The organism is Nocardia sp. IFM 10818 (assembly GCF_054655275.1).
On the sequence record NZ_BAAHJH010000001.1, the window covers coordinates 480,951 to 499,098 of the forward strand.

Genomic DNA, 18,148 nt, shown 5'->3' on the forward strand with positions numbered 1-18,148 from the left:
ATGCCCGAGTACGCCCCGATTCACAAGCCCGGCGAAGCATTCAGCCGCACCACCTCGGCGGCCGTGACCGCCGGGCAGGTGCTCATCGTGTCGGGCAACGACACTGTCGCCCCCAGCTCGGCCGCCTCGGCGGCATGGCTCGGCGTCGCTGCGTTCGACGCCGCGAACGGCGACCTCGTGACCGTGCTCTCGGGCGGTGTACATGAGCTCGCCGCGTCCGGCGCCATCGCCGCCGGTGCCCGCGTGATCACCGCGGCGGCCGGTGCCGTGGCGGATATCGCCGCCGGCACCGACTACTCGCAGATCGTCGGCGTAGCCCTCGCGGCAGCGTCCGGCGGCAAGGTTCGCGTCAAGCTCGCCCGCTGATTCCTGGAAGGACAACACGATGCCGTACACCTACCCGCCCGCGGCACCCTCGATCTCGGGCGACAACATCACCATTTCGCGGTTCCTCAAGGATCCGACGTTGATCGCGCGCCGTCTGCGCACCCTCGCCGAACAGCGGTTCATCGCCGATGTGCTGCTGTCCGGCCGGTTCGACGCGGTCGGCGGCTCGATTGCCTACGAGCAGAACGAGAGCCTCTACAGCGACCGGGCACCCGAGCCCGTCGCGCCTGGCGCTGAATACCCGCTGACCTCGATCAGCGAGGGAACCGCGCAGCTCGCGAAAGCGGTCAACTGGGGCCGCGATTCCGAGATCACCGACGTGTCCATTGCGCGCCGCAAGATGGACCCGGTCAACCGCGCGTTGATCAAGCAGGTGAACCAGATGGTCAAGACCGTCGACTCGGTCGCGCTCGCCGCGATCGCGTCGCAGGTGACCCAGACCTCGGCCGCCGCCGCGGCGTGGTCGGCCGCCTCGCCGACCATCTTGCGTGACGTGCTCAAGGCGGTCGCGAACATTCGCGCCCTCAACGAAGGGTTCGAACCCGACACGATCGTTGTCGACGACATCACCTGGGCCAACGCGATGTCCGATCCGAACATCGCGAATCTGCTCAAGCGCGAGGACGGGCTCGCCCCGATCTACACGGGCAACTTCCCCGAAATCGCCGGGTTGCGTTTCCTGCCTACCCCGAACCTGCCCGTCGCCGGTACCGCGTTCGTCGTGGACTCGACGCAGCTCGGCGGCATGGCCGACGAGAAGCTCGGCGGCCCGGGCTACGTCTCGGCCGGTGGCGGTATCCCCGGTGTCGAAGTCAAGACCATCCGCGACGACCTCAAGGACTTGTATCGATTGAGGTCGCGTCGCGTCACGGTCCCGATCGTCGTCGAGCCCCGGGCGGCATGGAAGATCACGGGAGTCTGACCATGACCGTTCGTGTAACCGCGCCGCTCGTCGTCGCCCCGGACGCGGCCGGCCTGCTGCGCTACCGATACCGCGGTGCCGTGCTCGGCGTCGACGATATCGACGCCGAGGCCGCCGCTCGTCTGATCGACGACGGCATGGTCGAGCGTGTCCCCTTCGTCGTATTCAACCCCGGTGACGAGGACACAGGCGACAGCCAAGGGCAGCCCGGGGCGTCCGGCGACGGCGGCCAGGCGGGCGGCGACAACGAGGGCCAGGCCGCCAGCGCGCCGCCCGCTGCCACTGTTGCGGAGCGTCCGAAGAAGACCGCACCGGCGGCCGAGTGGGAGGCGTACGCCGTCGCCCGTGGCATGTCACCTGAGGACGCCGCCGCGCTGACGCGGGCCGAACTCATCGCGAAGTTCGCCGAGGCGTAGAGCAATGCCACTCGCCACCGCGGACGATATAGCGCTCGGCTGGCTCCCGCTCGACACCGAGGAGCGGGCCCGAGCCGAGGTGCTCATCGCCGCGGCCGAGGCGTGGATTCGCCACCCGCTACGGCGACCCGACATCCTCGACAACGACGCGATCGGCAAGAACGTCGTCGTCGAGGTGGTCCGGGCCGCCATGGCACCGCCCGCCGAATTCACTGGCCATATCGCCTATTCCGACACCATGGGACCGTGGGCGCGGTCAGGCACGCTCGCCACCCCCGCGGGCACACTGCAATTCCTCGCGGTGCACGAGAGGATGCTCGGCATTTCGTCGGCGCCGCAACCGGCCGCCGGATTCGGCGACCCGGCAGGGTACCGATACCCGCCAGCGGGGGCGGTGCTCCCGTGAGCGTCACCGTGATCCGCCACCGCGGCGGCGGATACGACCCCGACGGCAACCCGATCCCATGGACCGACACCCCACTCGTCGCCGAGGCGGTGGCGCCCGGTGCCAATCCCGACTACCTCGACCGTGGCCGCAACGGTCAGCGCGTCGAATGCTCGGTGTACTTCCGGCCCGCCGTCGACCTCATCAGCACCGACGAACTCACCGTCGACGGCCGCCGCTATCAGATCGAAGTGCAGCAGTGGAAGCCACGCAGACCGGGCCGACCGCATCGCACCGGAACACTCGCCCTGTGCAGCAGCGGAGAGGGGTGATCGCATGGCGGGCAGTCGAGTTCGGCTCAATCACGCGAATATCGCGAAGCTGCTAACGACGCAGTTCGCGGACATGGTCAACGACGCCGCGCACAAGATCGCCGCCGACGCCGGACCCGACGTCCTCGTCGAGCCCTACACCAGCGACCGCAACGCCGCCGCGGTCCTGGTGCCCGCCGAGCAGCAGGCCATCGACGGCACCCTCACCCGGGCCGCCGCCGCCAATGGCATAGAGGTGCGAGCCAAGCCGTGAAACCTGCACGGTTACCGGCAGATCCGGCCAAAGCGATCAAGAACTATCTCGCCGCGACCGTTCCGCCGCTCGTTGCTGCGCCCGCACCGACATTCGGCATGGTGCTGCCCGCGAACTGGACGACGCAGACGGCGCCGGCGGTAGTCGTGTTCGACGACTCCGGCCCAACCCGGTGGCCGGTGACGACTCGGCCGCTGATCCGGATCACGGTGTGGGCCAACGGCCGCGACCGATCTCTCGCCATCGCGGGCGCGGCACTGAGTGTGGTCATGGCGCACCGCATCCCGGGTGTCGCCACTATCTCCGAGCCCTCGGCTCTGCTCGAGGCGCGCGACTCCACCAACAGCGGGATCCTCGCCTCGTTCACCGTCCGGGCCCAGGCCCGCACGCTCCCAGCCTGATCCGGGCTGGATCCACTCCCTTCCCTCATCAGGAGGTCTTTGTCATGGCCCGTAACCCCGATAATGCCAAGCTGTACGTCGACGCCCACATCTACGTGTCCGCCGAACTCGCCCGGCCCGCGCTGCCCGCGACGATCAACGATCCGTTCGCCGCCGCGTGGGAAGAGGTCGGAATCCTCAACGGTGACGACGGCATCACCGACGAGCGCAGCCTCGCGGAAAACAAGTTCTACGGCTGGAACCTCGGCCTGATCAAGGTGTCGGCCAAGGACTTCGAGCTGCTGCGCAAATTCAGTCTGCTCGAGGACAACCCGACTACCCAGGGCATCGTCAATCCGGGCAGCACCGCGACCAAGGTGGCGCAGGCCAAGCCGGTCTATCGCTGGATCGCCTTCGAGACCGATTCCGATCTCGGTGTGAAAGAGCGCCTGTTCTCGATCCGCCGGGCGCGGTTGTGGGTGCCCGCCGACGCTCGCAAGGAAAGCGACATCACCAAGTGGGAAGTCAGCGCCAACCTCTTCGCTGACTCGAGCGGCAACGTCTTCGACCGCCAGGCCGCTGCCTAATCGCTGGCGGCCGGTACTTCCGTGCGGGTTCCGCCGCGCCGCCAGCACCTTCCATGCAACCCGCACGATCGGAAGAAGGAACCCGCATGAGCAACAACCGTCGCCGCCGTCCGCGTCCTGCCGGTGCGCCTGCCCCGCAGGACTTCAAGGAGCCGAAGAAGACCGCCGCGCAGCGCGAAGCAGAAGGAATCGAGACGGTCGTCCTCGAGTATCGCGGCGTCGAGTTCGAAGTGCCCGCCACGATGGACGATTGGCCTACCAGGGCGGTTCAGGCCGCGGCCCACAATCTCCACATCGACGCCATCGAGCATGTGCTCGGCCCGAAGCAGTGGGCGATCTTCAACGCACGATTCCCGCGCCAGCGCGATTTCGCCGAGTTCGCCGAAATGCTCGGCGAGGAAATGGGATTCGGTACAGCGGGAAACTAGTTGAGCTGCTGCGAATCATCCGCGACCACGAGGACGCCCTCGAAGCGGACCTGTCGCAGCACCATCATCTCCGCTACACCGATCGCTGGCGGCGCGACGAGCGGGGCGTCCCGCTGCTGACGCTGCGCGAAATCTGGGTGCGCATTACACAACTGCCGCCGACTGCCGCCCTGGTGATGCTCCAGAACGACGGCCGCCCCCGCTGGACCGACGCCGACTATCTGCTGTCCGACATCGCCAGCATCCTTGCCGGCCGCCAGCACCCGGCCCGCCCCCAGCCACGCAGTACGCCCGCCGAGCGCGAGAACCCGCGCCGCGCCGCGCTGCGCCAACGCCGGATCAAGGCAAAACGCGAGCGCGAAGCACAACGCACACAGGAGGGAGGCGAACACCATGGCTGAGCCGATCATCGGATACGCCGCCCTTCAGATCATCCCGTCACTGCAAGGCATCGGCAGCGGGCTGGACCAGCAGCTGACCGGGCCACTCGTCGCTGCTGGACGCAGCGCCGGGCAGGCCGCCGGCCAAGCGGTAGCGACGGGGCTCGAGCAGGCACGCGCCGCCGTCGAACGCGCGTCCGCGCAGCTCGCCGCCGCCCGCGACAAAGAGGCCGACGCCGTCGGCAAGGTCCGAGTGGCCGAGGCGAAGCTCGAGGAGCTGCGCCGCAAAGGCAACGCCAGCGCGAGCCAGCTCGCCCGCGCGGAGGAGGCGCTGGCCACCGCGCAACGCAACGCCGCCCGCACCGCACAAGCAACACGGACCGCGGTCGACAACCTCGCTCGGGCCCGCGCGGACCTGGCCAACACCACCGACGACGCGGCCGAATCCGAGGGACGTTTCTCCCGGGCACTGTCGGCGATCGGCGATCGGCTCGGCCCGGCCGGTAAGCAGATGGCCACCTTCGCCGCCGCGACGCTCGGTGCCGGCACCGCCATGGCCACCGTCGCCGAGGCGATATCGCGCGAATCGTCGGTCGACCTGCTCGCCGCCCAGCTCGGTGCAACCCCCGATCTGGCCGCCGAATACGGGCGCATCGCAGGCGAACTGTACAAGCAGGGCCTCGGCGAATCCTTCGCCGATGTGACGCAGGCAGTCGGCGCGGTGCAAAGCGCCTTCACCACCCTCGGCACCGAGGGCGAGGCCAGTATCGACAAGGTCACCGAGCGGGCTCTGAACTTCAGCGCCATTTTCGGCCAGGAAGTACCAGAAGTCGTCCAGACCACAAGCCAGCTCATCGCCCGCGGGCTCGCCCAAGACTCGACCGAAGCGTTCGATCTCCTGACGACGGCGATGCAACGCACCACGGTGGCGATGCGCGACGAAATCCCGGAGCTGATCAACGAATACGGCACATTCTTCGCCTCGCTCGGGTTCAACGGACAGGAAGCTTTCGGGCTGCTGGTGAGCGCGTCCGATCAGGGCAAGGTCGCCATGGACAAGGTCGGCGACGCCCTGAAGGAAACCGGCATCCGCGCGACCGACATCGGCGATACGGGCGCGGTCGACGCGCTCAAGGCGATCGGCCTCGAAGGCGCCAACATTCAGAACCGGCTGCTCGCGGGCGGGGAGAGCGCGAAAACCGCATTCGCCGAAATGATCCAAGGACTGCTGTCGATCAAGGACCCCGGCGAGCAGGCCGCCGCCGCAATCGCCCTCATCGGCACGCCGATGGAGGACCTCAACAAGACCGAGCTACCCGCCTTCCTCGAGGCGATGTCACACGCTGGCGAGTCGATGGTCGGTTTCGAGGGGACCGCCGACCTGACCGGGCAGACACTCAACGACAACACCGACAACGCGCTCAAGCGCGTCACACGCACCATTCAGGACGAACTCGTCAACGCGCTCACCGGCGCGGCCGGGTGGATCGAACAGAACCGCGGCGTCGCGGTCGGTCTCGGTATCGCGCGGAACCCTCGGCGCGGCGCTCATCGCGGCGAAGGCCGCCGCCATGGGATACGCGGTCGCGCAAGGCATCATGGCCGCCGCGACCGGCGCTGGCACTGCGAGCATCGCCGCGAACTCACTCGCCCTCGGCGCGTACACCATCGCGACCGGCGTAATCCGCGCTGCCACCACAGCATGGACCGCGGTGCAGTGGCTGCTCAATGCGGCGATGACGGCAAACCCGATCGGCATCGTGGTCGTCGCAATCGCGGCGCTGGTCGCCGGATTCGTGCTGGCCTACCAGAAATCCGAGACATTCCGAAACATCGTGCAAGCTGCGATGGAAGGTATCAAGGTCGCCGTTCTGTTCCTCTGGGACAACATCCTCAAGCCCTACTTCACGTTCTGGATCGACATCTTCAAGCAGGCCGGTGAGATCGCAGTATGGTTGTGGCGCAACGGGATTGAACCAGCCATGTCCGGTATCGGCTCGCTCGTGTCGGGACTCTGGACGAACTTCGTCCAGCCCGCGATAACCGGAATCGTCGGCGGCTTTCAAGCCGTCGGCGACAAGGCCGACGAGATCAAGACGTGGGTCGTATCCAAGTTCACCGAACTGATCACCTTCGTCGTCGAGCTGCCGGGCAAGATCTCGTCGGCAGCGTCGGGCATGTGGGATGGCATCTGGAACGCGTTCAAATCCGTGATCAACCTGATCATCCGCGGCTGGAACTCCCTCGAATTCAAGATCCCCGGTTTCAAGGTCGGCCCGGTCGGCTACGACGGATTCACACTCGGGCTGCCGAAGATCCCCGAACTTGCGGGCGGCGGCCTCGCGGGCGTCGACGGGTCGGGCCGCATCTTCGGACCGGGCACCGGCACCTCGGACTCGATTCTCGCTATCGGATCCAATGGCGTGCCAACGGCTTTCGTATCCGCCGGTGAGGGGGTGGTGCGCAAGTCGGCAATGGACAACGGCGGCGCCGAGCTCGTGGCCGCGCTCAACGCGGGGTGGATGCCACCTGTCGAGCTGCTGCGCGCCATGCTGCCCGGCCTGGCGGGCGGCGGACTGGTCGATGTCCAGAACTGGGCCCGCAGCCAGAACGGCAAGCCCTACCAGTATGGGGGCGTCGGACCCGACGCCTGGGACTGCTCGGGGTTCATGAGCGGCATATACGCGAGCATCACCGGAAAAGACCCGTACACACGGTATTTCAGCACTGAGTCCGACTTCGCGGCGCTCGGGTTCAAATCCGGTCTGGGCGGGGCAACCGATTTCAGTATCGGCGTCCGGCGCGGTGGTGGCGGCACGCTGTCACACATGGCCGGCACCCTCGGCGATCTCAACATCGAAAGCGGCGCTGACGGCGTCGAAGTCGGTACCGGCGCGATGGGCGCGGCCGATTTCCCTCTGCAATGGCACTTTCCGGTCCTCGGCGACGCCGGTGGCACGTTCGGCGGCGGAGCAGGCACCGGCGGCGGTGGCACCGGTGGTGGCGGCCTCGGCGGCGGTGGCACCGGTGGTGGCGGCGGTGGCGGTGCGAGCGGCGGCGGCAGTGGTGCGGCGACTCGTCCGGCCGGTGAGGCCGTCCCGGTGTGGGTGGACAACTGGCCGTCAGGTTTCGGCACCGGCACGCAGAACACGAATGTCGGCGGTACCGGCGTGGGCGACGTCTACAACCAGCCCGCCGCCACCGAAGACACCACGGGCGGCACGGAGTACCAGGCCCGCCAGCACCCTTTGCAGGGCGCGACCGGTAGCGGCGAGTTGTTCAACGGTGACGCGCCGTGGTGGTGGAACGTGTCCGGCCCACAGGAAGCCCTGACCAACTTGCAGGGCCAGGCGCAGAAACAGTGGTCCAAGACTCAGGACGATTTCACGTCCTGGGCTCAGGATTCGTGGAAAGAGATGCTCGGGACCGGTCTGGCCGTGCTCGGTATGGGCGCGGCGAGCGGTGGCGGCGACACGATCAACATCAACGTCACCAACGCCGACCCGATGACCGCGGGGGCCAGTGTGGAGCGTGTGCTGCGCCGGAAGACGATGGCGCGGCAGCGGTTCGGGGGTATGGGCCGATGACACACCCACTGCTCGCGGTCGAGGACACGAAGATCGTCTACTGGGGGTGCCGCAGCCACACTGCCTGGCCGTTGGCCGGTGTGAACGCCGGTGCCCGCGGTGTGACGTTGGGCGGCGACCCGAAGGGCTACATGTTCGCGCCTGTCTCGCTGCTGGTGTCCGAGGGCGCACGCCAGGACGGCGCCACTTTCCTGCGGTCGGTGCGCAGCAAGAAGGAGATCGACTGGGTCGTTCACGTCGGCGGCGATCGCTTGCCGAGCCCGTTCGCCTCGGCGCGCCATTTCCACGCGGTCAATGACGCATGGTGGCGGGACTGGTCGACCGATACCCCGGGCACACTCGGATTCTTCACCCGTCACCAGGGCTGGCGGTTCCAGCGCGTACGCCTGGACTCGGCCCCTGAACCGACGACCGGCTCGGATCCGGTGCTGAACCTTCACGAGGCCTACACCATGGGCCTGGTCGCGCTCGACCCGCTCGCCGCCCATCTCGACGAATGGGACGTGTGGCTCAACACCGACGGTCTGAACGAGGGCGTTGTGCGGGCGCGCAACGCCGCCGACCAGCCCGCCTGGCCGCGCTACACCATGCCCGGTCCGGGCCGGTATTCCATCGAGGACCCGACCGGGCAGTCGTTGCGCATCGTCGAGACCCCGAAAATCCTTGCGGGCGAGACGCTGCGCATCGACACTCACCCCCGGCACCGCACCGCCCGAGTCACCAGCGAGGCCAATCCGGCTGGCCGCAACGTGTGGGGCGCGCTGGGCGGTCGTCGCTGGCTCGCGTCGCTACCGCCGTGGAGTGCCACCGATCTCGTTGTCCGCTGCTCCGATGGTGCGACCACCGCGGCCGGTGTGCGCGTCGACGTCACGCCCCGAGCGTCGAGGCCCTGGTAATGACCGAATGGGATTCGGCCGCGGCCGCGCGGCAAATGGACGCCCTCGAACGCGCTGATCAGGAGTACCGCGCCGATCAGACCGTCGTCATCCGCTACTGGGACGGCGACATGGTCGAGGTGGGTGAGGAGCACAACTACAGCCACTTGCAGTTCAGCTACCCCCGCAACGCTGCCGGTGGCCTGAAACTGGTTGTGCCGTTCGAGGATTTCCTCTACTACGACCACTTTTTCGCCAACAAGAACGGCGAAGACGCGACGATCCCGATCACGGTGAACACGCGCGCGTTCCGGTGGGACGGCTACGTCACGAAAGCCTCGATCATCCGCGACGAGAACGGCCTGAAAACCGTTGATATCGAGGCCATTCACGCCTGGAACCACATTGCCGCGATCTGCTGTTGGGCCTCGCCGTTCGCGCCGATCATCGCCCAATGGCCGCGCCATCACTACGTGATCGCCCCGGCCCGGACTTTCGCCCTGTCCTACATCGTCCCCAACCTGATCCGGCTGCAAAGCCAATACGGGTCGTTGGATCCGTCGGGCGCGATGTGGCCGATCACCGTTGTTCCGGTCGACCTGTGGACCGACGACAGCAAGCTTGCGTTCGGCATCGCACGATTCGATATGGCGGACGCGGTCGTCGTGCCCGCCCTCGATACCGCGGGCTGTGTCATCACCGCACGGTTCTTCATCCCCGGTGAGGACGAGCAGCCCGCACCGGATTACTACACTCTCGACCGGCCGACGGTCGTGCTGGAAACCGAGAACCTGTCGAACATCACCGGCCCCACGGGCACGCTGCTCGACGGCCTGTTGTTGTTCTTCGAGGACTTCCTACCCGACGGCGTCACACCGGTCCGATACCCGGTACTCGACGCCCAGAGCGAATACGAGTCCGTCTACAGCAATTCCGGCCCACTCGGCACCGTCCGAGGCCTGCCGTGGGTGTGGTATCGCGAGGGTGAATACTCCGGTCTAGGGCCGAGTGAAACCGCGCTGCACAAACCGACCTCGATCGATGTCATCGTCGGCGGCCGCTCGCCCGGCTGGGTAAACGCGGGTATCGAGATCGCGATCAAGAATCTGCTCTCCTGGCTCGGGCTGTTGATCGGCGTGCCCGGTCTGGACAGCTTGTATCAAGGTCAGCTCGACGACGTGTTTCTCGCTTTCATGGTGTATCGCGACGTCGACAGGGCAAAGCGCGCAGGGCCTTTCGCATTCCGGGAGCTGTATGTCACCGGCTCGGACAAAGCCTTCACGTTGGATGGTGTGGTGGCGGGCCGCAATGGTCTGTACCTGACGCGCGGCTATACCTCCAACAAGGTCACCGTCGGCGACGGCTCGCCCTACACCCTGGGCCCGCGGGGCGATTTGTGGGTCGGGCAGGGTGCGGGTTTCGAGGTGGGCGATCAGATTTTTGTCGACCACGTCACCGAGGCGACTTTCACCGACGGCCGCGGCACCGCGGCGCGCTGGGAGCTCACGATCGGCGATGGCGCGGACGAAGAGGATTCGGTCGTCAAGGCGTGGACACGTCTCGGCGCCATGGCGCAGATCGTGAAAACGCTCGCGACCGACGTCGGCGCGGACCTCGATCTTGTCATTTTCTGACGAAAACCCTGGATAGGAGGTGTATTTCGCGTGTCCGACGTGACGTTTCCGGCGCGGATCACAGTCGATTCCGCACCAGACCTCGACGGAATGCCGATCCTGTCGGCGGTCATCACCCCCGCGGCCGCGGCCGCCGGGCGGGACCTACCCGCGGGACCCGCCGGGCCGCCAGGCGTGGTGGGAGTGCCGCGCACCACATTCCGGAAGGTCGGCGAGATCGCCGATCAGGCTGCGCGGCCGACCGGTCTCGGCCCGGAGGACCGCGGCAAATGGTGGCATCGCCTCGACACAGGCGGCATGGACGTGTGGACCGGTGCCGACTGGAAGCATTCACCCGGCGCGGTCGGCGCACAAGGGCTGACCGCGCCCGCAACGACTGTGGCGACGGCGACCACGCACGGCGAAGGCTTCACCATCCCGACGGTCAAGGTCACCGCCACCGGCGCGGCCCTCGAAATCGCTGCCACCGCCCCCGCCGGACTCCAAGGGCCGCCCGGACCGACCGGAAGTAGCGGATCCATCAGCGACGCCACCGATTTCGACGACACTGTCGCCGCCAGCCAGCGCGCCATGTTCGTCTACAACCCCGCCGGTAAGCGGTGGCGGGTCGGGCCGCCGCCCGGCGGTTTCGGGTGGTGGGCTTGGTATCAGGACGATTTCGCCGCGACCGTCACCAGCGCGACCGCGCCGGTCGTCGCGGGCACCTTCACCCTGCCGATTCTCCCGTTTCGGTGGCGGCCGATGGTGTGGATGTCCGGCGGTATCCGAGCCGTCTCCGCCACGACCACCACGCCCCTGCTCACCGCGCGACTGAACACCGTGACCGGTGTCAAAGTCGCTGAAGCCGCAGGCATTCGGGCATCCGAGCAGCTGTACCACGTCACCGGATTCCCCACGTTCGGCGACGAAGGGCCGAAACCGCTATCGCCGGCCAGCGAGTACGCCACGATCCCCGCTGGTGTGCAGGCATCGCTGATCGTGCTCGTCGAAAAGATCGGCGGCGCGGACACAAACATCGTCTGGGACCGCACCAACGCGAGCTTGGTTCTCTGGGCGCTACCGGTAGGAGGCTGATCGTGCCGACCATCGGCGAATACTTCCAGGGCGTACGGGTCCGCGGCATCGACGAAGGTATCGGCGCCCCCGGCGTCGTCCAAAGCTTTCAGGCCACCCCCGCCGACAGTTCCCTCGAGCTTCCGACCGGCCCCACCGGTCCCGCCGGCGCGCAAGGCCCGGCGGCCGCCGCCTTCCGATGGGAGGGCGATATCGCCGATCAGGCCGCGCTCAACGCCCTCGTTGCCCGGCTCGGTCCCGCCCATGCCGGAAAAGCCTGGCGTGTCGAGGAAACCAACGCGCTGGCGGTGTGGACCGGGACATTGCTGGAAACCTACCCCGACGCGTTCGGCGCGCACGGCCCGACCGGGCAGGCCAACCAGCTCACGCTCGGGACCGTGACGACCGGCGCTGTCGGCTCCGATCTCGGCGCCACGATCACCGGCAGCCCACCGAACCAGGTCCTCAATCTGTCTGTCCCGCGCGGCGTCACCGGCCGCAAGGGACCGGACGGGCCGCCCGGACCGATCACCGGCGCCAGTGATTTCGACGGCACCGTCGCCCGCGTGAGCGGCATGGTGCCGCTGTGGAGCGCGGCAACCGGGAAATGGACGCCGACGATCGATCCGTCGTGGCGTGGCCCATGGACGGTCACCGAAGATCAGCGGTGGGACGGGGGTGCAGGATTCGCCGCCGACGCCGCCAATGTGAGCACCATCCCGTATCAGATTGCGGCGCTGCCGATTCCGGCCCAAGACGTCGCCTGGCGGCCGCACGTGACCGGGGGAGCGATGGTGCGGTGCACCGGCAACCGGCCCGCCGAACGCATGGTGCTGCACGCTGTGATCTCCGGCCCCGGAACGGTCGTCGGCTACGGCGACGGCCTCGGCTGGAACTTCTACCGGCATTGCACCCTCGTCCCGCAGCTGCGCACCAACGCGGTCACGCCCGCCAGCGCGGCCGGTGTCATCGCCGCCGGGGTCGCGGCCACGATCCTGCTGCAAATCAACGGCACCAGCGGGGCGCCGCCGTTCGACTACACCCGCCAGTTCGCGCACCTCGCGGTCTGGGCCGTTCCCGTGACAGGAGCCCCAGCGTGAGTGTCTACGACGCCGATATCTCGGTCACCATGCGTACGGTCGACGACCCAGCAGGCCTGCCACACACGGTCAATCCCGTCGAGCTCGTCGACCGAGTCGCGCTCGTCGAGATCCGGCAAGGCCCGATCGGACCGGAAGGCCCGCAAGGCGCTCCGGCGTGGCCATGGACCTGGCACGGCGACATCGCCACGTTCACCGCGCTGCAAGCCCTCGGACTCGGCACCGCCGACGCCCGCAAAGCCTGGCGTGTGGTCGCCGAGAACGCCGTCTACTACTGGACCGGAAGGGAATTCATCCGCTTCGCCGACGCGTTCCAAGCGCCCGGACACCAGGCCGCGCCGACCACCCTGGTCGGGTCTGCCGTCGCGGGCCCGACCGGCTCGGCCGCGGCCGCCGCGCTCACCGGCACCGCCCCGAATCAGGCCCTCGAGATCACCTTTCCGCGCGGTGTGACCGGCCCGGTCGGCGACCCCGGACAGCCCGGCCCGATCTCCGCGGCCGAGGACGTCGACGACCTGTCCGGCGCGCGAACCGATTCCGTACTCGCGTGGGACGCGAGCACGAACTCGTGGAAGCCGCGGCCGGCCCCGCGCCTCGGCGGCCCCTGGGCCATCGCAGGGTCGCAGTTCACCGGCGGCGGCTCCAACCTCAGCGCGAGCCCGAGAACCCTTGCCACGATGAACATTCCGGCCCAGCCCTACCCGTGGCGGCCGATCGTGCTCGCGGGAAACATCGGCATCCAGAACCACGTCCAGGCCGACGGCGGCCGCGTCAACGTCGAGATCCGGCTCGGCGCGATCGACGGGCCGATGATCGGCTACGGCGCGTCGACCGCCCTCCAGAACAACGCCATGACCCAGCTGTATCCGCGCTGGGAATATCCCATCTCGCCCGGCAGCACCCTCGGCATCGTCCCGGCGCAGACCACGGCCGCGATCTACGTCGTTGCCAAGCGTGTCAGCGGATCCGGCCCCTACAGCATCCAAACCGCCGCCGCGCAGCTGCTCATCATGGCGCAGCCGATCACCTGAAACGAGACACCGTGACCGACCAACCCGCACCCGAGATCGTCGAACAGATCACCACCGCCGCCGGCCACGAGCAGCAGGCCACCGCGCCACCACCACAACCGGACGTGACGGCCTCGCCACACTTCCGGGCCTTCGTCGAGGCCCTGCTGAACGGGAAACTGCCCGCACTTCCCGAGCTCCCACCGATGGACCCGCAGGTCCTCGCCATCGCGAAGGAACTGACGATCATCCATCTTCCCGAGTGGCGCAACGCGTCCGGGCGTCTGATCGCCGAGCCCGCGACATTCGAGCTCAAATCCGCGGTGCGCATCGCCGCCTACCTGTATCAGCGAGGCATGCGGCTGCTGCCCGAACACGAGCAAATCCGCTGGATCCCGACCCCGGGTGGGCCGCCGCCCGCGCACGACGACGGAATGCACATCACTCCCGACGAACACGGCAACTGGCCCGCTCCCGACCCCGAGCGGTTCTACGACATCGCAGAAATCACCGTCGGCCGCAACGACGACGGCACCTGGACGGCAATCCATCCGCGCGGAATCCAATTCACCGGCGCGGCAACAAAATCCGAAGCGTACGCGGGCATCGTCACGCGGCTACGCGCCAAGATCGAGGAGGCTAACAATGCCGCCACTGGCGACTGACCTGGTCCCGTACCGCGAACAGATGGGTGCACAGCTCTGGAACGCGGCCGACAACACCCGGCAGCTCATCGTGCAGCACACCACCGAGAGCGAGGGCGGAAACACCTCGGTAATCGGCTATCTCGAGCGCAACCGGTCCGGCTCGTATCAGACCATGGTCGATTTCGACGGCGAGGAAGTCCGGATGGTTCCGGACGACCGGCAGGCGTGGGGCGCGATGAACGAAGGAAACCGGCGCGGACTGCACGTGTGCGCGATGGGCCGCGCCGCCTGGGATCGAAACCGTTGGCTCAGCGAACCGAAATTGCTGGAGCGCACGGCCATGCGGTACGCGGAATGGTCTCGCCGGTACGGGATTCCGCTGCACAAGATCAGCGCCGCGCAGGCTCGCGCCGGCGAGCGCGGCATCGTCGGCCATATCGACATCAGCGAGGCATGGCGCGAGTCCGACCACTGGGACCCCGGCCGAAACTTCCCGTACGACGTCGTGATCGCACGGGCCATCGAAATCAACGGCGGCGCCCCCGCCACACCACCGCAGGAGGACGACATGCCCAGTGCCGCCGAGATCGCGAAAGCACTGCTCGAAACCCGCATTCAGCGCCCCGACGGCCGCCCCGGCGAGACCGTCGGCAACGTGCTGGCCTGGATCGACCAGCATGCCGCACAGCTCGTCGTCGAGGCGCTCGGTCCCGGATCCGAAGCCATCCGCGGCCCCGTCGTCGACCCGAAGCGGTGGCCCGAGCTCGGCGACCGGACACAGGTCGAAGCCCTGGCCGCGCTACTCACCGCGGCCGGTGTCGCACCTCGGGGGCAGTGATGGGACGCTACAACGCGCCCGAGGACGCCAGCCAGGTCCGCTACCCGTGGCGGGCCGTGGCCCGAACGATCTTTCAACTCGTCGTCGGCCTGGCCGCCGTGCTGCCGATGATCGTCGCGTCGAGCGGCCTACCGACCACCGCCGCCGGTATCGGTGCCGCACTCGCGATCTCGGCGGCAATCACGCGCCTGATGTCCGTCCCGGCCGTCAACGCTGCCCTACAGCTGTGGGTGCCCTGGCTGGCGGCCGAACTGCGAGCAGGAGCCGACCTATGACACCGGAGATCATCAGCGCCGCATCCGCGGGCGTGGTCGCCATCCTCGGCGCGATCCTCGGATACCTGGCCAACAAGCAAACCAAGAAGGTCGCCGACCTCGAGGCCCGCGTCGGCAGGCTCGAGGAGGAACTCGCGCATTCGAAATCGCTGTTCCGCATGGCCATCCGATTCATTCGCGAACTACTCGGCCACATCGTCGAGCTCACCGTCGCCCACCGCCTCGGCCACGACGCACCGCCCACCCCCGAAGTTCCCGAGCTCCTACGAGAGGAGGTCTGATCGGTCATGGCTGATCTGCCCCCGCTGAAATTCGGAAAGGTCGTCGGCTGGTATCTGGCCAACATCGCCGACGGCCCCGACATCAACGACAGCCCGGAATTCGTGCCCCTCGCCGGCACCGTCACTTTCACCGCCGAGGCCTCCAAGATCCTCGTCGCCGGCGGCCAGCCCGACCCCGCCACGTATGTGCAGCTGCCGAAGCACTACGAGTGTCCGCTCGACGAATTCGGATACATCACCTGGCGCGGACAGCGCGGCGTGCGCCTGGTCGCGCCCGGCGCCGAGACCAACCCCAACGCATGGACCTGGCGAGTGTCGTTCGCCCTGACCTACGACGGCGAGCGGGTGCCCCTCGAACCATTCAGCTTCGCAGTGCCCGAATACATTCCGGGCCCGGACCCCGAGCACCCCGACATCGGATCCACGGGCCTGGTCGATCTGACACTCGTAGCGCCGGTGCCATCGAGCCCCGGCAACGCGGTGGTAGTCGGGCCGCGCGGTGAAGGGATCCAAATCGACGGCGTCGTCGCCACCTATGCAGCGTTACCCGCCAGCCCGGCCGATGGCGTGCAATACGTCGTGCAGGCCGACGGACTGCTCTACGTCTACCACGCCGCTCAGGGCGGCTGGCTGCCCAACGGACAGGGTATCGTCATCCGCGGGCCCCAGGGACTTACCGGCGCTACCGGCCCGGCTGGACCTCCGAACGTCCTCAGCATCGGCACCGTCACCACCGGCCCAGCAGGGAGCAGCGCCTCGGCCACCATCGGCGGCACCTCTCCTGCGCAGACACTCTCGCTGACCATTCCGCGCGGCGACACCGGCACCGCCCCGGATGCCACCTCCACCACCAAGGGCCTGGTGCGGCTCAACGGGATTTTGGCCGGTACTGCGGATGCGCCGGACTTCAGCTCGTTTGCATTCGGCACGACGGCTACCACCGCGTGCCGCGGCAACGATCCCCGCCTCACCGACTCGCGCACCCCCACCACCGCCGGGCAGATCTACGATTTCGCCTTCGTCGCTCAGACCGGCGTCCGCGCCACGGGGGCAGGGAATGTTGTTCCGCAAGGGGTCAAGCTGCAACGCAGCATCCGCATCTCGAAGGTCACCTACCGCTGCCAAACCGCCGACGCCAGCGGCAATCTCGTCGTGGAACTCCGGCAGAACGGGACACCGGTCTCGGGGACCTCGGCGAGCATCCCGGCGGCCAGCCAGCTCGGGGGCGGCAGCGTCACCGGCACCTGGGACCTCGAAGAGGGCGACGTGCTCTCGGTGCACATCACCGGCGTCGGAACGACACCCGGCACGCACCTGTCCGCCGATATCAAAGCGGTGGTGCGGTAATGCCACTGTTGTTCACCGGCGGCGGTCTCGCCTTCGTCCCGAGCGGCATGACCAAGAACGCCAGCACTGCACCGTGGACGCAGACCGCAACGACGATCCCCGGATGGGTCGTCGATCCCACCTATCCGGGGTCGGCGCTCGTTGGCGACAAACTGGCCGTGCAGGGCACCAAGACCAATGCCACCATCAGCGCCACGGTGCAGTTCTCAGGGTCAAACGCCTTCACCGAGCACAGAATCCAATTGGTCGACCAGAACAACAACCCCATCGGTGCAGCCGGGCAGCCGATTACCGCCGGTTCCGGTACCTGCACCGTCTCAGCGACCGGGGTCAACCTGACCGGAATCACCTCGGTCGGCGTGCAAACCATCGCCAACGGCCCCAACGGCGGAACAGTGACCGCCAGCACGCCCGCTCTATCGATCACCTGATTGACATACCTCGCACACCGAAGCGCCCCGGCTCACAGCCGGGGCGCCTTCGTCATTCTTGGGCTCAGCTACCGACAACCTCCCAGTGAGCATTTTCGGCGTCGGTCGACGGCTTACCGTTCCAGAGGTGCAAATCGTAGTTGGGATCCTTGAGTTTCGCCTCGGTCGAATAGTCAGCGCTCATGTCGGCGACGTACAGCGCGAATGTTCGCTGCCCGAGGCTCGTCGGTTTCAGCGCAGCGGCGATCGACGTCGCGATCGGGCGCAGCGCATCAGCGCTGTTGCTGTCCGGAATGCACAGATCGAGAGCAACACCGACCTGGTCGGGCTTGTTGCTCTGCTTGCTGACGCGCCCAGTGATTACCTGTACGCCGGTCGGCAACTCTAGGCCGGCCGCGAAGGCAGCAAGCTCCGGATCGTCGATTGCCCGCGCCGGGTAGCACCCGGCATCCTGCGCAGGCGCGGCGGCCGACGTCGCGCTTGCTGGGCTCGTTCGCTCGGCCGTGGTGGCTTCCTGACTGGAACTACAGCCAGCGGCCACAACAGCGGCAACGGCCGTAATGGAAAGAGCAACAGCGGTTCTCATGAATTCCCCTCCGG

General features: G+C 67.7%; 23 protein-coding genes. 21 read left to right on the forward strand and 2 right to left on the reverse strand.

Annotation, left to right across the window (positions count from 1 at the left end; genetic code table 11):
• The 9 genes from ACYQ5L_RS02265 to ACYQ5L_RS02305 all read left to right on the forward strand — a co-directional run bounded on the left by ACYQ5L_RS02265 (window position 1) and on the right by ACYQ5L_RS02305 (window position 4,090).
• Window positions 1–366: a capsid cement protein gene (locus ACYQ5L_RS02265; RefSeq protein WP_459955159.1), complete on the forward strand. Its 366-nt coding sequence runs from the start codon at window positions 1–3 to the stop codon at window positions 364–366.
• Between the two features lie 151 nt (window positions 367–517).
• Window positions 518–1,309 carry a phage major capsid protein gene (locus ACYQ5L_RS02270; protein WP_459955160.1) on the forward strand — a complete coding sequence of 264 codons (792 nt, stop codon included), beginning with the start codon at window positions 518–520 and terminating at the stop codon, window positions 1,307–1,309.
• Window positions 1,310–1,311: 2 nt separating this feature from the next.
• The gene (locus ACYQ5L_RS02275; protein WP_459955161.1) at window positions 1,312–1,725 is read left to right on the forward strand and encodes a hypothetical protein; all 414 of its coding nucleotides are present in this window, start codon (window positions 1,312–1,314) and stop codon (window positions 1,723–1,725) included.
• 4 nt (window positions 1,726–1,729) lie between these two features.
• Window positions 1,730–2,131, forward strand: a complete 402-nt coding sequence (locus ACYQ5L_RS02280) for a hypothetical protein (protein WP_459955162.1) — start codon at window positions 1,730–1,732, stop codon at window positions 2,129–2,131.
• The gene (locus ACYQ5L_RS02285; protein ID WP_459955163.1) at window positions 2,128–2,442 is read left to right on the forward strand and encodes a hypothetical protein; all 315 of its coding nucleotides are present in this window, start codon (window positions 2,128–2,130) and stop codon (window positions 2,440–2,442) included. Before ACYQ5L_RS02280 ends, ACYQ5L_RS02285 begins: the two co-directional genes overlap by 4 nt.
• Window positions 2,443–2,446: 4 nt before the next feature.
• Complete coding sequence (locus ACYQ5L_RS02290; RefSeq protein ID WP_459955164.1) at window positions 2,447–2,695, forward strand: hypothetical protein; 249 nt, start codon at window positions 2,447–2,449, stop codon at window positions 2,693–2,695.
• Complete coding sequence (locus tag ACYQ5L_RS02295; RefSeq protein WP_459955165.1) at window positions 2,692–3,096, forward strand: hypothetical protein; 405 nt, start codon at window positions 2,692–2,694, stop codon at window positions 3,094–3,096. Before ACYQ5L_RS02290 ends, ACYQ5L_RS02295 begins: the two co-directional genes overlap by 4 nt.
• Before the next feature lie 44 nt (window positions 3,097–3,140).
• Window positions 3,141–3,662, forward strand: coding sequence for a hypothetical protein (locus tag ACYQ5L_RS02300; RefSeq protein ID WP_459955166.1), 522 nt, complete (start codon window positions 3,141–3,143; stop codon window positions 3,660–3,662).
• A gap of 86 nt (window positions 3,663–3,748) precedes the next feature.
• Window positions 3,749–4,090, forward strand: a complete 342-nt coding sequence (locus ACYQ5L_RS02305; RefSeq protein WP_459955167.1) for a hypothetical protein — start codon at window positions 3,749–3,751, stop codon at window positions 4,088–4,090.
• Here ACYQ5L_RS02305 and ACYQ5L_RS02310 read toward each other — a convergent pair.
• The gene (locus ACYQ5L_RS02310; protein WP_459955168.1) at window positions 4,087–4,485 is read right to left on the reverse strand and encodes a hypothetical protein; all 399 of its coding nucleotides are present in this window, start codon (window positions 4,483–4,485) and stop codon (window positions 4,087–4,089) included. The two genes, ACYQ5L_RS02305 and ACYQ5L_RS02310, sit on opposite strands and share 4 nt — an antisense overlap.
• Before the next feature lie 1,583 nt (window positions 4,486–6,068).
• Between ACYQ5L_RS02310 and ACYQ5L_RS02315 the strand changes: the two genes are divergently transcribed.
• Genes ACYQ5L_RS02315 through ACYQ5L_RS02370 form a run of 12 tightly spaced genes read left to right on the forward strand, consistent with a single transcriptional unit; the run spans window position 6,069 to window position 17,548 of the window.
• Entirely contained in the window at window positions 6,069–8,057 is a 1,989-nt protein-coding gene (locus ACYQ5L_RS02315; RefSeq protein ID WP_459955169.1) for an NlpC/P60 family protein, read from the forward strand.
• On the forward strand, window positions 8,054–8,953 hold the full coding sequence (locus tag ACYQ5L_RS02320) for a phage tail protein (protein WP_459955170.1): 900 nt from the start codon (window positions 8,054–8,056) through the stop codon (window positions 8,951–8,953). The genes ACYQ5L_RS02315 and ACYQ5L_RS02320 overlap by 4 nt, the downstream gene beginning before the upstream one ends.
• A gap of 35 nt (window positions 8,954–8,988) precedes the next feature.
• Window positions 8,989–10,566 (forward strand): Gp37-like protein, encoded by a 1,578-nt coding sequence (locus ACYQ5L_RS02325; protein ID WP_459955171.1) that lies wholly within the window; start codon window positions 8,989–8,991, stop codon window positions 10,564–10,566.
• 30 nt (window positions 10,567–10,596) lie between these two features.
• A complete protein-coding gene (locus ACYQ5L_RS02330; RefSeq protein WP_459955172.1) occupies window positions 10,597–11,640 on the forward strand; it encodes a hypothetical protein in 1,044 nt (347 codons plus the stop codon).
• A gap of 2 nt (window positions 11,641–11,642) precedes the next feature.
• Window positions 11,643–12,719, forward strand: a complete 1,077-nt coding sequence (locus ACYQ5L_RS02335; RefSeq protein WP_459955173.1) for a hypothetical protein — start codon at window positions 11,643–11,645, stop codon at window positions 12,717–12,719.
• The gene (locus tag ACYQ5L_RS02340; protein ID WP_459955174.1) at window positions 12,716–13,750 is read left to right on the forward strand and encodes a hypothetical protein; all 1,035 of its coding nucleotides are present in this window, start codon (window positions 12,716–12,718) and stop codon (window positions 13,748–13,750) included. Before ACYQ5L_RS02335 ends, ACYQ5L_RS02340 begins: the two co-directional genes overlap by 4 nt.
• 11 nt (window positions 13,751–13,761) lie before the next feature.
• The gene (locus ACYQ5L_RS02345; protein ID WP_459955175.1) at window positions 13,762–14,394 is read left to right on the forward strand and encodes a hypothetical protein; all 633 of its coding nucleotides are present in this window, start codon (window positions 13,762–13,764) and stop codon (window positions 14,392–14,394) included.
• A gap of 22 nt (window positions 14,395–14,416) precedes the next feature.
• The gene (locus ACYQ5L_RS02350; protein WP_459955176.1) at window positions 14,417–15,214 is read left to right on the forward strand and encodes a peptidoglycan recognition protein family protein; all 798 of its coding nucleotides are present in this window, start codon (window positions 14,417–14,419) and stop codon (window positions 15,212–15,214) included.
• Window positions 15,214–15,489: a hypothetical protein gene (locus tag ACYQ5L_RS02355; RefSeq protein ID WP_459955177.1), complete on the forward strand. Its 276-nt coding sequence runs from the start codon at window positions 15,214–15,216 to the stop codon at window positions 15,487–15,489. The genes ACYQ5L_RS02350 and ACYQ5L_RS02355 overlap by 1 nt, the downstream gene beginning before the upstream one ends.
• Complete coding sequence (locus tag ACYQ5L_RS02360) at window positions 15,486–15,770, forward strand: hypothetical protein (RefSeq protein ID WP_459955178.1); 285 nt, start codon at window positions 15,486–15,488, stop codon at window positions 15,768–15,770. The genes ACYQ5L_RS02355 and ACYQ5L_RS02360 overlap by 4 nt, the downstream gene beginning before the upstream one ends.
• A gap of 6 nt (window positions 15,771–15,776) precedes the next feature.
• On the forward strand, window positions 15,777–17,117 hold the full coding sequence (locus ACYQ5L_RS02365) for a hypothetical protein (protein ID WP_459955179.1): 1,341 nt from the start codon (window positions 15,777–15,779) through the stop codon (window positions 17,115–17,117).
• 47 nt (window positions 17,118–17,164) lie between these two features.
• Window positions 17,165–17,548: a hypothetical protein gene (locus ACYQ5L_RS02370; protein WP_459955180.1), complete on the forward strand. Its 384-nt coding sequence runs from the start codon at window positions 17,165–17,167 to the stop codon at window positions 17,546–17,548.
• Between the two features lie 64 nt (window positions 17,549–17,612).
• Here the strand turns inward: ACYQ5L_RS02370 and ACYQ5L_RS02375 are convergent, their stop codons facing one another.
• Window positions 17,613–18,134 carry a hypothetical protein gene (locus tag ACYQ5L_RS02375; protein ID WP_459955181.1) on the reverse strand — a complete coding sequence of 174 codons (522 nt, stop codon included), beginning with the start codon at window positions 18,132–18,134 and terminating at the stop codon, window positions 17,613–17,615.
• Between the last annotated feature and the right edge of the window lie 14 nt (window positions 18,135–18,148).

Excerpts from the sequence above, each read along its gene's own strand:
- ACYQ5L_RS02265 (WP_459955159.1), top strand. The coding sequence starts at position 1 with ATGCCCGAGTACGCCCCGATTCACAAGCCCGGCGAAGCATTCAGCCGC.
- ACYQ5L_RS02275 (WP_459955161.1), top strand. The coding sequence starts at position 1,312 with ATGACCGTTCGTGTAACCGCGCCGCTCGTCGTCGCCCCGGACGCGGCC.
- ACYQ5L_RS02280 (WP_459955162.1), top strand. The coding sequence starts at position 1,730 with ATGCCACTCGCCACCGCGGACGATATAGCGCTCGGCTGGCTCCCGCTC.
- ACYQ5L_RS02290 (WP_459955164.1), top strand. The coding sequence starts at position 2,447 with ATGGCGGGCAGTCGAGTTCGGCTCAATCACGCGAATATCGCGAAGCTG.
- ACYQ5L_RS02300 (WP_459955166.1), top strand. The coding sequence starts at position 3,141 with ATGGCCCGTAACCCCGATAATGCCAAGCTGTACGTCGACGCCCACATC.
- ACYQ5L_RS02305 (WP_459955167.1), top strand. The coding sequence starts at position 3,749 with ATGAGCAACAACCGTCGCCGCCGTCCGCGTCCTGCCGGTGCGCCTGCC.
- ACYQ5L_RS02310 (WP_459955168.1), bottom strand. The coding sequence starts at position 4,485 with ATGGTGTTCGCCTCCCTCCTGTGTGCGTTGTGCTTCGCGCTCGCGTTT.
- ACYQ5L_RS02315 (WP_459955169.1), top strand. The coding sequence starts at position 6,069 with ATGGCCGCCGCGACCGGCGCTGGCACTGCGAGCATCGCCGCGAACTCA.
- ACYQ5L_RS02320 (WP_459955170.1), top strand. The coding sequence starts at position 8,054 with ATGACACACCCACTGCTCGCGGTCGAGGACACGAAGATCGTCTACTGG.
- ACYQ5L_RS02325 (WP_459955171.1), top strand. The coding sequence starts at position 8,989 with ATGGACGCCCTCGAACGCGCTGATCAGGAGTACCGCGCCGATCAGACC.
- ACYQ5L_RS02350 (WP_459955176.1), top strand. The coding sequence starts at position 14,417 with ATGGGTGCACAGCTCTGGAACGCGGCCGACAACACCCGGCAGCTCATC.
- ACYQ5L_RS02355 (WP_459955177.1), top strand. The coding sequence starts at position 15,214 with ATGGGACGCTACAACGCGCCCGAGGACGCCAGCCAGGTCCGCTACCCG.
- ACYQ5L_RS02360 (WP_459955178.1), top strand. The coding sequence starts at position 15,486 with ATGACACCGGAGATCATCAGCGCCGCATCCGCGGGCGTGGTCGCCATC.
- ACYQ5L_RS02365 (WP_459955179.1), top strand. The coding sequence starts at position 15,777 with ATGGCTGATCTGCCCCCGCTGAAATTCGGAAAGGTCGTCGGCTGGTAT.
- ACYQ5L_RS02370 (WP_459955180.1), top strand. The coding sequence starts at position 17,165 with ATGACCAAGAACGCCAGCACTGCACCGTGGACGCAGACCGCAACGACG.
- ACYQ5L_RS02375 (WP_459955181.1), bottom strand. The coding sequence starts at position 18,134 with ATGAGAACCGCTGTTGCTCTTTCCATTACGGCCGTTGCCGCTGTTGTG.